Below are 13,641 nucleotides of genomic sequence, written 5' to 3' on the forward strand. Positions count from 1 at the left end.
AAGCCGCCAAGGGCGACAAAGCCCGACCGCCACCACACGCCGAAAGCGCGCAGATCATCGTTCGCTGCAGCGATGCCGCAACGTCCGGTTCGTCGATGCTCCGTCTGACTCCTCCCTTGGGTCAGCCTTGCTGTTCAGGCAACTTCATCGATGGAGCATGCTTGCTCAATCGATGAAGCAAGAATTGTCACCAAACGGGATTGGTGTCAAGGTGGCTTTCGAAATGGAGATGACATGTGAATCGCACATCGCCCGCAAAAAGGACGACCATCTATGATCTGGCAGAGCTGGCAGGCACATCCGCCAGCGCCGTGAGCGCCGTTCTCAACGGAAACTGGAAGAAGCGGCGCATCAGCGCTAGGCTTGCGGAAAAGATCACGAAGCTGGCCGAAGAACAGGGCTATGCGGTCAATATGCAGGCGAGCGTGCTGCGCCGCGAGCGGTCGAAGATCATCGGCATGATCGTGCCAAAATACGACAACCGCTATTTCGGCTCCATCGTCGAACAATTCGAAAATCTGGCCCGCGAGCGCGGCCTTTTCCCGATCATCACCTGCACGCGGCGCGATCCGGCGCTGGAGGTGGAGGCGGCGCGCGCCATGCTGTCCTACCAGGTCGACTGCCTGATCGCGACCGGCGCCACCGATCCCGACCGCATCGTCGATCTTTGCGCCAGCGCCGGCGTGCGCACGATCAACCTTGATCTGCCCGGCTCGCGTGCCCCGTCCGTTATTTCAGACAATTATGGTGGCGCGCTGGAGCTGACGCGGCGGGTGCTGGCCAATTGCGAGCGGGAATATGGCGAAAAGGCCCCTCTCCTCTTCGTCGGCGGCCGCGGCACGGATCACAACACGATGGAGCGCGTGCGCGGTTTCCGCGACGCCCATGCGGAGGCCGGCGTGCCCGTCGACGAAGCGCTGGTACAGACCTGCGGCTATGCGCCCGAAAAGGCCGAGACCGTCATGAAACAGCTTGCCGAGCGCACGAGTTCGCTGCCGCGCGGCATGTTCGTCAACTCGACGATTTCGCTGGAAGGCGTGATGCGCTGGATCCGCCGTTCCGGCCACTATGCCGAGCGTATGCCGCATCTCGGCTGCTTCGACTGGGACCCCTTCGTCGCCATGCTCGGCGACCATATCGAGATGGTGCGGCAGGACGTGCCGAAAATGCTGGAAGCCGTCTTCGGCATCATCGATTCCGGTGCGACGGACATCACGGTCGTGCAGATACCGCCCATCGTGGAAAAGATCGGCTAGAGATCGATGACCAGCCGATAGCCGACGCCAGGCTCCGTGCGCACGATGGCCGGCTGCGTCGGGTCCCGCTCGATCTTCTGGCGAAGCTGGCCGATGAAGACGCGCAGGTAATGCAGGTCCTCGCCATGCGCTGGCCCCCAGACCGAGGTGAGCAGCGTCTTGTGCGTGACGACGCGGCCCGCGTGGCGCGCCAGCAATGTCAGCAGATCGTATTCCTTCGGCGTCAGCCGCACCGCCTCCTCGCCGCGCGTTACCAGACGCCTGACCGTATCGATCACCAGGCCGTCGGTGGTGATGACCGCAGGCCCCGCTGCGGCTCGCTCGCGATGGCGCAGCGCCGTGCGGATGCGGGCGGTGAGTTCGCCGATGCCGAAGGGCTTTTCGATATAGTCGTCCGCACCAAGATCGAGGGCGGCGATCTTCTCGCTCTCGCGTTCGCGGGCAGAGAGGATGATGACGGGGATCGTCGTCCAGCCGCGCAGGCTGGTAAGGACGTCCTTGCCGTCCATGTCGGGCAGGCCGAGATCGAGGATGACGAGATCGGGTGCTGCCGTCGCCACGGCCTTCAGCGCCTCGCTGCCGGTCGCCGCCTCCACCACGTCGTAACCCGCCGCCTTGAGGGCGGGTTTGAGGAACCGTTGGATCTGCGGCTCGTCATCCACGACGAGGATGCGTTCGCTCATCCCTTCGCCTTTTCAGCCTTTGCCGCCTCGCCCGCCGGGAAGCGGATGACGATGCGCGTGCCGCGTTTCTTCACAGCCGGGCTTTCCGCCTGGATCTTGCCACCCATCGCCTCGACGAAGCCGCGGGCGATGGAAAGGCCAAGCCCCGTACCCGGCGAACGCCCGTCCGGCTTGCCGCGCCGGTAGAATTTTTCGAAGACACGGTCGATCTCAGCCGGCGGAATGCCCTTGCCGAGGTCGGTAACAGAGATCAGTACATCCTGCCCGTCGCGCCGCGCATAGACATTGACCGGCTCCTCGCCGCCGAATTTCACGGCATTGTCGAGCAGGTTGAACAGCACCTGGCCGAGCAGCACGCTGTCGCCCTCGACCAATGGCAGGTCTGGCGCGATGCCCGTCTCGATCACCGTGCCCGGGAAATATTTGCGCGCCCGCTCGACGGCGGAATGAATGACGTCGGAGACGTCGATCCAGTCGCTTTTCGGCTTCAGCGTGCCGGCCTCGATGCGCGTCATGTCGAGCAGGTTGGAAACGAAGCGGCTCATGCGGCCGCCCTCCTCCTCGATCGATTCCAACAGGTCGTCGCGGCTTTCCGGCTCCATCTTGTCGCCGAGCTGGCGAAGGCTGGTGACGGCGCCCATGATGGTGGCGAGCGGCGTGCGCAGGTCGTGCGAAATCGAGGATAGAAGGGCTTCGCGATATCGCTCGCCCTCCAGCCGCGCCGCCTGCTGCAGGCTTTCCTCCGAAAGGCGCGCGCGGTCGAGCGCAATCGCGGTCTGGTCGAGGATGGCCGACAGCGCGCGTTCGGCATTGGGGCCAAGCTGCTCTTCGCTCTGCTGGATGCCGCAGACACCGACGAGGCCGTGCGGCCCCATCAGGGGACGGAACTCGAAACGGCTGTTCGGCAGCGTGCCGGTGCCGGCACCCGCCACCTCCTGCTTGTCGCGCGTCCAGCGCGCCGCGGTGAAATCGGTGACGTCAAGTTCGGTATCCGGCGGCCAGACGGCGGCGACCCGGAGGTCGCTCTTGTCGGGCAGGAGCAGCACGATATTGCGCTTGAGGCTCGCCTGGAGATGGGAGACCGCCAGCCAGATCGCGTCGTCCGACTTGCCCGCCGTCGAGAGCTTGCGCGAGAACTCGTAGAGCGACTGCAAGGCGGTGGCGCGCACGCGGGCAACCTCCGCCTGCTCCTTGATGCGCGACGCAAAGCCCCCGGCAATGATCGCCACCGACAGGAAGACGATCAGTGCGAAGACTTCGTGCGGCGCGGTGATCGTGAAGGTGTGCAGCGGATCGATGAAGAGAAAATTATAGGCAAGCGCCGAAAGCACCGCAGCGATAAAGGCCGAGACATAGCCGCCAAGCACCGCGGCACCGAGAACGGCAAGCAGGAACAGCAGCGAGATATTGGGCAATTCGGCAAAGACATAGACGAGCTTGCCGACAGCCGCCGTGGCCGCGCTGAGCGCCACGGCAATCAGCACCGACTGCTTGTAGGACGCAATGCCCGGCAAAGCGAAGCGGGCGGGTGCCGGCGGCTTTTCCGTCTTGTCGGGTGTCACGAAATACACGCCGAGGCCGGCGGCCTTGCGCGACAGGGCATCCGGCAGCGACGGCAGCAGGAATTTCCGCCAGCCACGATTACGCCGCGCGCCGATGACGATCTGCGTCGCATGCTCGCGGCGGGCGAGCTTCAGGATTTCCTCAACGAAGTCGTTGCCGACGACCCGGCGCGTTTCGGCGCCGAGCTGTTCGGCGAGCCGGAAGAGCGCTTCCATGCGCTGCAGGCGCTCGGTCGTCTCGACCTCCCGGTCCGCGCGCTCGATGGAAACGACGATCCAGGGCGCATTGAGGCCTGACGCAAGGCGGCTTGCGACGCGCACGACCTTTTCCGAGAGATCATCCGGACCGACGCAGACCAGCAACCGCTCGCCGCTCGCCCAAGGGCCTTCAATAGCGTTCTGCTTGAGGTAATCGACCACCTGCTCGTCGACACGGTCGGCGGTGCGGCGCAGGGCCAGTTCTCGCAGTGCGGTCAGGTTGCCGAGGCGGAAGAAACGGTCCACGGCGCGGCTGGCGCTTTCGGGCAGATAGACCTTGCCCTCCTTCAGTCGCTCGATCAGTTCGGTCGGCGGCAGGTCGACAAGCAGAACCTCGTCGGCCTTTTTCAGCACGACATCCGGCACCCGCTCGCGGACCGTCACGCCGGTTATCTGCGCCACGACATCGGACAGGCTTTCGAGATGCTGGATATTGAGCGCGGTCCAGACATCGATGCCGGCGGCGATCAGCTCCTCGATATCCTGATAACGCTTGGGATGGCGGCTTCCCTCGGGATTGGAATGGGCAAGCTCATCGACCAGCACGATCTTCGGACGCCGGGCGAGCGCGCCGTCAAGGTCGAACTCCTCGAGCACCTTGCCGCGATGCTCGATGCGGGCGCGCGGCAGCACTTCGAGCCCGTCGACCAAGGCAGCGGTCTCGCCGCGCCCATGGGTTTCGACAAGACCGACGACAACATCCACGCCCTCGGCCTTCAGCCGGCCGGCGCGCGTCAGCATCGCATAGGTCTTGCCGACACCGGGAGCAGCCCCCAGGAAAACAGTCAGCTTGCCCCGGCGGTCTTTCTCCGCCAGGGCAAGCAATGCATCGGGATCGGGCCTCAGACTGTCGTCTCGCTCGTTTTCCGTCATTCTCACTCTCAAGGTCCGCGCGCATCGAGCGCGAGGTTCAGCTGTAGCACGTTCACCCGCGGTTCGCCGATGACTCCGAAAAGACGGCTTTCTATACGACTTTCGACAAGGTTCGCTATCTCCGTTTCCGAAAGTCCCCGCGCCTTTGCGACACGCGTGACCTGCGCGCGGGCGAAAGCCGGGGAAATATGCGGATCAAGGCCCGAGCCGGAGGTTGTCACCGCATCGGCCGGCACCGGGGTGGCAAGGCCCGACGCCTTGAGCCTTTCGACATCGGTCGCGATGCGATCCCTCAGTTTCGCCGAGGTCGTGCCGAGGTTCGAGCCGGAGGAAGCCGCAGCATTATAGGCATCCGGTCCGGTCGCGGAGGGGCGCGGCCAGAAATACCGGTCCGTAGTGAAGGCCTGGCCGACCAGGTCGGAGCCGACGACGGCGCCGTTCCGTTCGATCAGCGAGCCGTTGGCCGCGGCGGGCATCACGGCCTGCGCGACGCCGGTCACGGCGAGCGGATAGAGGAGCCCGAGCAGCGCGGTCAGAGCGAGGATAAGGGTGATGGCGGGGCGAAGATGGTTCAACATGGTTACACCAGATGTAGGGCGCTGACGGCAAGGTCGATAGCCTTGATGCCCGCAAAGGGTAGGATGAGGCCGCCGAGGCCATAGACGAGGAGGTTGCGGCGCAGCAGGGCTGCGGCACCTGCCGGGCGATAGGCCACGCCGCGCAGCGCCAGCGGAATGAGCGCCACGATGATCAGCGCATTGAAGATGACGGCCGAGAGGATGGCCGATTGCGGCGAGGCGAGGTTCATGATGTTGAGCGCGGCCAGCGCCGGATAGGTCGCGACGAACAGCGCCGGGATGATCGCGAAATATTTCGCGACGTCGTTGGCGATCGAGAAGGTGGTGAGCGAGCCGCGCGTCATGAGGAGCTGCTTGCCGATCTCGACGATCTCGATAAGCTTCGTCGGGCTGGAATCGAGGTCCACCATATTGGCCGCCTCGCGCGCCGCCTGCGTACCGGTCTGCATGGCGACGCCGACATCGGCCTGGGCAAGCGCCGGCGCATCATTGGTGCCGTCGCCGCACATCGCGATCAGCCGGCCGCCCTGCTGCTCGCGCCGGATATAGGCGAGCTTGTCCTCCGGAGTGGCCTGGGCGAGGAAATCGTCGACGCCGGCTTCCGAGGCGATGGCCGCGGCGGTGACGGGATTGTCGCCCGTCACCATGACGGTGCGGATGCCCATGGCGCGCAGCGCCGCGAAGCGATCCTTGATGCCGGGCTTCACCACATCCTTGAGATGGATGACGCCGAGCAGGCGCGTGCCATCGGCAACGGCGAGCGGCGTGCCGCCGCTGCGGGCGACCATCTCGACGGCTTGCCGGAATTCGTCCGGCGCATCACCTTCGGCCACGCCGGCAAAGCGTAGCACTGCGTCGACAGCCCCCTTGCGCAGCTTCCGGCCGGCGATATCGACGCCGGAAAGGCGGGTTTCTGCGGTGAACGTGATGATAGCGTCGAAGCGGGCTTCCGGCTGGACGACACCGAATTCGCCTGTCGCAAGCGCGACCACGGAACGGCCTTCCGGCGTCTCGTCGGAGAGGCTGGCGATCAGGGCTGCCTCGGCGAGTTCCTTCTGCGCCACACCGGGGGCGGCCAGAAAATCGCTTGCCATGCGGTTGCCGAAGGTGATCGTGCCGGTCTTGTCGAGGAGAAGCGTATCGACGTCGCCGGCAGCCTCCACTGCGCGGCCAGAGGTGGCGATGACGTTGAAGCGCACGAGGCGATCCATGCCGGCAATGCCGATGGCCGAGAGCAGGCCGCCGATGGTGGTCGGGATGAGTGTGACGAGCAACGCCGCCAGCACCGTCACCGTCAGCACCGTGCCGGAATAGCCGGCCAGGCCCCAGATGGCGACGCAGACGAAGAGGAAGATCAGCGTGAGACCGGATAGCAGGATCGACAGCGCGATCTCGTTCGGCGTCTTCTGGCGTTGCGCGCCTTCGATGAGCGCGATCATGCGGTCGACGAAAGACGAGCCGGGCGCGACTGTGATCTTCACCTTGATCTCGTCGGACAGTACCTGCGTGCCGCCGGTCACTGCCGAGCGGTCGCCTCCGGATTCGCGGATGACGGGGGCGGATTCGCCGGTGATGGCGCTTTCGTTGACCGAGGCGACCCCCTCTATCACCTCGCCGTCGCCCGGAATGAGTTCGCCGGCCGCGACGAGCACGATATCGCCGACGACGAGGTTTGGCGCGGCGACGGTTTCTGTCTCGCCCGAAGCGGTGAGCCGGCGGGCGACGAGTTCCGATTTGGTGCGCTTCAGGCTATCGGCCTGCGCGCGGCCGCGCCCCTCGGCGACGGCCTCCGCGAAGGTCGCGAAAAGCACGGTGAACCACAGCCAGGCGGCGATCTGGCCGGAGAAGCCCGCCTCGGCGCTGCCCGTGAAGAGGTCGCGCAGGAAGAGCACCGTGACGACGACGGCGACAGCTTCGGTGACGAAGATCACGGGGTTGCGCACGAGCTGGCGCGGATCGAGCTTGACGAAGGCGTCGCGCGCTGCGGGCAGCAGGATCGCCGGATCGAGCAGGCTTACGGCGTGATGGTCCTTTGACATGGAAATATCCTTAGAAGGTCTGGCCGGCGAGCATGGCGAAGTGCTCGACGATGGGACCGAGGGCGAGGGCCGGGAAGAATTGCAGGCCGCCGAGGATGAGGATGATGCCGATGAGCAGGCCGACGAAGAGCGGGCCGTCCGTCGGGAAGGTGCCGGAGGATGGCGGGGCCTTGACCTTGGCGGAAAGGGATCCCGCGATCGCCATGACCGGCACGACATAGGCGAAGCGACCGAGCAACATAGCGATGCCGAGCGTCGTGTTGTACCAGACGGTATTGCCCGTCAGCCCGCCGAAGGCCGAGCCGTTGTTGGCGGCCGCCGAGGTATAGGCATAGAGGATTTCCGACAGGCCGTGCGGACCGGACGTACCGATGCTGGCGACGGCGAAGGGAAACAGGGCCGAGACCGCGGTGAAGCCGAGAATGGCGAGCGGCAGCACGAGCACGGCGAGCATGGCATATTTCATCTCGCGGCCCTCAATCTTCTTGCCGAGGAATTCCGGCGTGCGGCCGACCATCAGGCCGGAGACGAAGACGGAGAGCAGGGCGAAGACCAGCATGCCGTAGAGGCCGGAACCGACGCCGCCCGGCAGCACTTCGCCGAGCTGCATCAGGAACATCGGCACGAGGCCGCCAAGCCCGGTGAAGGAACCGTGCATGCCATTGACGCCACCATCCGAAAGACCGGTCGTGACGGCGGCATAGAGCGCGGTCATCGCCTGGCCGAAGCGGACTTCCTTGCCCTCCATGTTGCCCAGCGCCGGATCGACGCCAAGCGCGGTCAGGATCGGATTGCCGGCGGCTTCAGCCCAGTAGATCACGGCGACGCCAGCGATCAGCAGGACAGCCATGGCGCTGATGATCGCCCAGCCCTGCCGGCGGTTACCGACGAGTTCACCGAACGTGTAAACAAGCGCGGCCGAGATCGACAGCATGGCGAAGATATTGAGATAATTGGCGAAAGCCGTCGGGTTTTCGAAGGGGTGCGCGGCATTGACGTTGAAGAAGCCGCCGCCATTGGTGCCGAGCTGCTTGATCGCCTCCTGGCTGGCGACCGGGCCGAGCGAGATCGTCTGGTTCACGCCTTCCAGCGTCGTTGCCGTGACGGAAGCATCCAGCGTCTGCGGCAGGCCCATGGCGACAAAGGCGAGTGCCACGACCACGGCCATCGGCAGCAGCACATAGAGCGTCGCCCTTGTCATATCGACCCAAAAGTTGCCGAGCGTCGATATCCTGGATCGGGCCAGCGCCCGCGTCAGCGCGATAGCCAGTGCCATGCCGGTCGCGGCGGAGAGAAAGTTCTGCACCGTCAGGCCAGCCATCTGGCTGAAATGGCTGAGGGTCGTTTCCCCGCCGTAGTTCTGCCAGTTGGTGTTGGTGACGAACGAAACCGCCGTATTGAAGGCGAGGTCCGGTGCCATGCCGGCAAAACCCTGCGGGTTGAGCGGCAGGTAGGCTTGCAGGCGCAGGATCGCGTAGAGCGCGACGAAGCCGGCGATGGAAAAGGCAAGCATCGAGAGCGTATAGGCCAGCCAGCCCTGCTCCTTGCCCGGCGAGATGCCGGAAATGCGGTATAGGTCTGCCTCGAGGCGCCCCAGCACCGGCGACAGCGCGGTGCGCTCGCCGGCGAAGACTCGGGCCATATAGAGGCCGAGCGGCTTGATGGTGACGAGCACCACGAGGAAGAAGAGGGCTATCTGCAGCCACCCGATCATGGTCATGAAGTTCTCCTGGAAATCAGAAGCGTTCGGGTCGCAGCAGCGTGACCACGAGATAGACGCCAAGTGCGACGGCGACGAGAAGGCCGAAAAGCGGTTCGAGCATCATCGCCTCCCTCACAGCCGGTCGAGCGCGCGGGCATAGGCGGCGAAGACGAGGAAGGTGCCGCAGCCGAGCGCGAGAAATATGAAATCGGACATGTCCGTTCTCCTGTTTATGCGGAGAACAGACTAGGCGCGGCGCGGGTCAGGTTTCGATTGGGAAGGCGGGCTGGCGGCATAAGGAAAAGATAAAGACGCCTGCTCCGCATTTTTTCGCGGAACGATGGAATAATCGCGGGATGACCGGTGTCTTGACATCGGCGGCACGGAAAAAGTCGCCGTAACGATGGGAGACGACCATGAAGCTGCTGATCCTTTTGCCACTCGCCGTTGCCGCTTTCGCTGGCAGCGCTTTTGCCGCCGAACCTTTCAAGACGGTCAAGACCGACAAGGGCGAGGTTCTCGCCGGGGACAAGGGCATGACGCTCTATACGTTCAAGAAGGACGAGAAGGGCGAATCCTACTGCTACGACAAATGCGCCGCCAACTGGCCGCCGGCCATCGCCGCTTCCGATGCGAAGGCGGAAGGCGCATACTCGCTCGTCACCCGCAAGGATGGCGCCAAACAATGGGCCAAGGATGGCATGCCGCTCTACTACTGGATCAAGGATAAGAAGCAAGGCGACGCGACCGGCGACGGCATGAACGGCGTCTGGAATGTCGCCAAGCCCTGACCAGCCGCAGAAGCCCGAGGATAGCAGGCGGGAAGGCATCGCCTTCCCGCCGCTGTCCTTCGACGCCCAGATCCTGGCGCTCCTGCCGCAGCTCCGGCGCTATTCGCGCAGCCTGACGCGCTCGGATGCCGAGAGCGAAGACCTGTTGCAGGACTGCGTCGAGAAGGCGCTCGTCAACCGCGCGCAATGGCGTGGCGCCAATATTCGCGCTTGGGCCTATCGCATCATGACCAACCTTCATCTCAACGCACGCCGCGCCATTGCCCGCCGTCCCTCCGTCGGCATCGAAGCGGCGGAGGGTATCGCGTCGAACACGCCTCCGGCCGATCCGCTGGAGCGCAACCGGCTGGTGCGGGCGCTGGAAGACCTGCCCAATGATGCGCGGGCGGTGTTGATGCTGGTGACGGTGGAAGGGCATTCCTATCAGGAGGTCGCCGATATCATGGATATCCCGCTCGGCACCGTCATGTCGCGCCTGTCGCGCGCGCGCCAGATGCTGCGGCAGAAGTTGCAGGAGGAAAACGTGATCCAGTTGCGGAGCCCGAGATGAGCGAGATGCATCCCGTTGCCGAAGCCGACCTGCACGCCTATGCCGACGGCCTGCTCGATGAGGCCGGGCGCAAACGCGTGGAAGCCCATCTCGCCGAATACCCGGAAGCGGCGCGCATGGTCGCCGACTGGCAGGCGCAGAACGACGGGCTGCGCAATGCCTTTGCCAGCTATGCCACCACGCGGCCGTCCGATCTCCAGCTCGTCGCGGGTGCGAAAACCGCCAGCCCGCCGCGCCGCCTTGCCATGACGGCCGCCGCCGTGCTGGTCTTCGCGCTCGGCGGCCTCGCCGGCCATTTCGGGCCATCGCTTTTCGGAAAGCCCATGGCGCGGACGGCGATAGAGGCGCTGCCGCAGGAAGCGCGCAACGCCTATCTGATCTATGCAAGCGAAGTGCGCCACCCCGTCGAGGTCTTCGCCGATCAGGAAGCGCATCTGGCGACGTGGCTCGGAAAACGTCTCGCCATCGACGACATGAAGGTGCCGAACCTCCAGGCGCTCGGTTTCAAGCTCGTCGGCGGCCGCCTGCTGCCCGTCGCGGACAAGCCGGGCGCGATGTTCATGTACGAAAACGAGACCGGCCAGCGCATCACCGTGCTGGTGGGGCGCAACGAGGACAACCGGGAAACCAGCTTCCGCTTCGCCTCGGCGGACAATGTCGAAACCTTCTACTGGATCGACGGCGCGCTCGGTTATGCCGTGACCGGCGACATTCCCCGCAACCTGCTTCAGCAGATCGCCGAGGAATGTTACCGGCAATTCCCGACCTGAGAGGGGCGCTCCCCCTTCGGGAGCGCCGATCGCTTACGGCCGGAACGTATAGGTCGCAATCGACTCCGGCTTCATCTCGATGGAGAAGCCCGGCAGAGACGGCGGCATATAGGCGGCATTCTCGATGCGGCAGGGATCGAGGAAATGCTCGTGCAGGTGGTCGACATATTCGATCACGCGACCGTCCTTGGTGCCCGACACGGCGATATAGTCGATCATCGAGAGATGCTGGACATATTCGCAGAGCCCGACGCCGCCGGCATGGGGCCAGACCGGCAGGCCGTATTTCGCGGCCATCAGCAGCACGGCCAGCACCTCGTTGAGACCGCCCATGCGACAGGAATCGATCTGCACGATGTCGATCGCGCCACCGGCGATCATCTGCTTGAAGACGATGCGGTTCTGGCACATTTCGCCGGTCGCCACCTTTACGGGATGGATCGCGTTACGGATCGCCTTGTGGCCGGCAATATCGTCCGGGCTCGTCGGCTCCTCGATGAAGAACGGCTTGTAGGGCTGCAATTCCTTCACCCAGTCGATCGCCTGGCCGACCTCCCAGATCTGGTTGGCGTCGATCATCATGGTGCGGTCGTCGCCGATCACCTCGCGGGCGATGCGCAGGCGCCGTTTGTCGTCTTCGAGGTCACGGCCGACCTTCATCTTGATATGGGTAAAACCCTGATCGACCGCCTCCTGGCAGAGACGGCGCAGCTTCTCGTCGTCATAGCCGAGCCAGCCGGCCGAGGTCGTGTAGCAGGCGTAACCTTCCTTCTCGAGCGTCGCGATGCGCGCCGCTTTTCCCGCTTCGGCCTTCTTCAGGATGGCCAGCGCCTCCTCCGGCGTCAGCGCGTCGGTGAGGTAACGGAAGTCGATGATATCGAGGATTTCCTCCGCGCTCATCTCGGCGACGAGGCGCCAGACCGGCTTGCCGGCCTGCTTGGCGAGCAGGTCCCAGACCGCATTGACCACCGCGCCGGTCGCGAGATGCATGGCGCCCTTATCCGGGCCGATCCAGCGCAGCTGGCTGTCACTCGTCACATGGCGCCAGAAGCGGCCGGGATTTTCGCGCACCCAGTCCAGATCGAGGCCGACGACGAGATGTTTCATCGCATCGATCGCCGCGCAGCAGATCTCGTTGCCACGACCGATGGTGAAGGTGAGGCCGTGGCCCTCCAGCCCCGCCTCATCCGTGCCGAGCACGACATAGGCGGCCGAATAATCCGGATCGGGGTTCATGGCATCCGAGCCGTCGAGGCTCTGCGAGGTGGGAAAGCGCAGGTCGATGGAGCGGAGGCTGGTGATCTTGGTCATGGAAGCGGCCCTTGGAAATGGTCGGATTGGCCGTCGACGCAAGGACGACGGCCGTTGATCGGTCAGATGGTCCAGCCGCCGTCGATGGCGTAGGCCTGGCCCGTCGTATAGGTGGCGCCGGCGAGATAGACGGCGAGGTCGGCGATTTCTTCCGGCGTGCCGATCCGGCCGATCGGCTGGCGGGCGATGAAGGCGGCGCGTGCGGTCTCGAAATCGCCCTGCGCGCGCAGGCGGTCCTGCAGCGAGGGGCTTTCGACCGTGCCGGGGCAGATCGCGTTGCAGCGGATGCCCTGGGCGACATAGTCGGCGGCGACGGACTTTGTGAGGCCGACGACGGCCGCCTTGGTGATCGTGTAGGCGGCGCGGTTCGGCACGCCCTTCATGCTGGAAGCGACGGAGGCCATGTTGATGATGGCGCCGTCCTTCTTCTCCAGCATCGCGGGCAGCACGGCGCGGATCATGCGCACCATCGCGCGCACATTGAGATCGAAGGCGAAGTCGAGATCCTTGTCCGCCATCTCGAGGATCGAGCCGGCATGCACGAAGCCCGCGCAGTTGAACAGCACGTCAAACGGTCCGGTCGCGGAGACCACGCGGTTGACGGCGTCCGCATCGAGCACGTCGAGCACGTAGGTTTCGATATTGGCCTCGGTCGCGAGGCTCTTCAGCGCTTCGGCATTGATGTCAGTCGCAATGACCTTGGCGCCGGCGCGGGCGAAGGCCAGCGCGCTCGCCCGGCCGATCCCCTGGCCGGCGGCGGTGAGGAGGACACGCTTGTTTTCGAGGGAAAGGCTCATGGTTGCTCCTTGCGTAGGGCGTCAGGCGCTCGGACGGCGCTCGACGACATAGATATGGTCGGCGGCGAGGACGACCTCGCCCTTCTGGTTGATGACCTCGGTGCGCTCGATGACGCGACCGGAGCCAGCGCGTTTCGGATCGTCCTCCTTGGCCGATATCGTCACGCGGGTGTGAATCGTATCGCCAATGAAGACGGGTCTGACAAAACGCATCCTGTCATAGCCGTAGGAAAAGGCGACCGGATTGATGACGCTCGCCGTCAGGCCGACGCCGATGGAAAAGACCATGGTGCCGTGCGCGATGCGCTGGCCGAACGGCTGCGTCTTCATGAACTCGGCATCCATGTGGTGCGGGAAGAAATCACCGGTATGGCCGGCATGCACGACGAAATCCGTCTCGGTGATCGTGCGCCCGCTCGTCCTGCGCCCCTCACCGATCTCGTAGTCCTCGAAATATTTGACCTGTTCCAT

At 64.7% G+C, this 13,641-nt stretch carries 13 protein-coding genes; 4 read left to right on the forward strand and 9 right to left on the reverse strand.

Annotated elements, in window-relative coordinates; all coding sequences use genetic code 11:
• Positions 1-236 precede the first annotated feature (236 nt).
• The gene (locus D0Y60_RS12330; protein ID WP_117370238.1) at positions 237-1,256 is read left to right on the forward strand and encodes a LacI family DNA-binding transcriptional regulator; all 1,020 of its coding nucleotides are present in this window, start codon (positions 237-239) and stop codon (positions 1,254-1,256) included.
• On the opposite strand, the gene D0Y60_RS12335 is transcribed toward D0Y60_RS12330, so the two are convergent.
• The 6 genes from D0Y60_RS12335 to kdpF are packed head-to-tail and all read right to left on the reverse strand — an operon-like array spanning position 1,253 to position 9,075.
• Positions 1,253-1,939, reverse strand: coding sequence for a response regulator (locus D0Y60_RS12335; RefSeq protein WP_117370239.1), 687 nt, complete (start codon positions 1,937-1,939; stop codon positions 1,253-1,255). The two genes, D0Y60_RS12330 and D0Y60_RS12335, sit on opposite strands and share 4 nt — an antisense overlap.
• The gene (locus D0Y60_RS12340; protein ID WP_117370240.1) at positions 1,936-4,632 is read right to left on the reverse strand and encodes a sensor histidine kinase KdpD; all 2,697 of its coding nucleotides are present in this window, start codon (positions 4,630-4,632) and stop codon (positions 1,936-1,938) included. Before D0Y60_RS12340 ends, D0Y60_RS12335 begins: the two co-directional genes overlap by 4 nt.
• 8 nt (positions 4,633-4,640) lie before the next feature.
• A complete protein-coding gene (kdpC, locus tag D0Y60_RS12345) occupies positions 4,641-5,210 on the reverse strand; it encodes a potassium-transporting ATPase subunit KdpC (protein ID WP_117370241.1) in 570 nt (189 codons plus the stop codon).
• A gap of 2 nt (positions 5,211-5,212) precedes the next feature.
• Positions 5,213-7,249, reverse strand: a complete 2,037-nt coding sequence (kdpB, locus tag D0Y60_RS12350; RefSeq protein ID WP_117370242.1) for a potassium-transporting ATPase subunit KdpB — start codon at positions 7,247-7,249, stop codon at positions 5,213-5,215.
• Positions 7,250-7,259: 10 nt separating this feature from the next.
• Entirely contained in the window at positions 7,260-8,969 is a 1,710-nt protein-coding gene (kdpA, locus tag D0Y60_RS12355; RefSeq protein WP_117370243.1) for a potassium-transporting ATPase subunit KdpA, read from the reverse strand.
• Between the two features lie 16 nt (positions 8,970-8,985).
• The gene (gene kdpF, locus D0Y60_RS12360) at positions 8,986-9,075 is read right to left on the reverse strand and encodes a K(+)-transporting ATPase subunit F (protein WP_199564169.1); all 90 of its coding nucleotides are present in this window, start codon (positions 9,073-9,075) and stop codon (positions 8,986-8,988) included.
• Positions 9,076-9,367: 292 nt separating this feature from the next.
• Between kdpF and D0Y60_RS12370 the strand changes: the two genes are divergently transcribed.
• Genes D0Y60_RS12370 through D0Y60_RS12380 form a run of 3 tightly spaced genes read left to right on the forward strand, consistent with a single transcriptional unit; the run spans position 9,368 to position 11,062 of the window.
• On the forward strand, positions 9,368-9,742 hold the full coding sequence (locus D0Y60_RS12370; protein WP_117370244.1) for a hypothetical protein: 375 nt from the start codon (positions 9,368-9,370) through the stop codon (positions 9,740-9,742).
• On the forward strand, positions 9,726-10,292 hold the full coding sequence (locus tag D0Y60_RS12375; protein WP_117370245.1) for an RNA polymerase sigma factor: 567 nt from the start codon (positions 9,726-9,728) through the stop codon (positions 10,290-10,292). The genes D0Y60_RS12370 and D0Y60_RS12375 overlap by 17 nt, the downstream gene beginning before the upstream one ends.
• Positions 10,289-11,062 (forward strand): anti-sigma factor, encoded by a 774-nt coding sequence (locus D0Y60_RS12380; RefSeq protein WP_117370246.1) that lies wholly within the window; start codon positions 10,289-10,291, stop codon positions 11,060-11,062. Before D0Y60_RS12375 ends, D0Y60_RS12380 begins: the two co-directional genes overlap by 4 nt.
• 33 nt (positions 11,063-11,095) lie before the next feature.
• Here the strand turns inward: D0Y60_RS12380 and D0Y60_RS12385 are convergent, their stop codons facing one another.
• From D0Y60_RS12385 to D0Y60_RS12395, 3 genes are all read right to left on the reverse strand, one after another.
• Complete coding sequence (locus D0Y60_RS12385) at positions 11,096-12,373, reverse strand: L-fuconate dehydratase (protein WP_117370247.1); 1,278 nt, start codon at positions 12,371-12,373, stop codon at positions 11,096-11,098.
• 62 nt (positions 12,374-12,435) lie between these two features.
• Positions 12,436-13,170 (reverse strand): SDR family oxidoreductase, encoded by a 735-nt coding sequence (locus tag D0Y60_RS12390; RefSeq protein ID WP_117370248.1) that lies wholly within the window; start codon positions 13,168-13,170, stop codon positions 12,436-12,438.
• A 21-nt stretch (positions 13,171-13,191) separates the two neighbouring features.
• The gene (locus D0Y60_RS12395; protein ID WP_117370249.1) at positions 13,192-13,641 is read right to left on the reverse strand and encodes a MaoC/PaaZ C-terminal domain-containing protein; all 450 of its coding nucleotides are present in this window, start codon (positions 13,639-13,641) and stop codon (positions 13,192-13,194) included.

Source organism: Shinella sp. WSJ-2, from assembly GCF_003432075.1.
GTDB lineage: Bacteria > Pseudomonadota > Alphaproteobacteria > Rhizobiales > Rhizobiaceae > Shinella.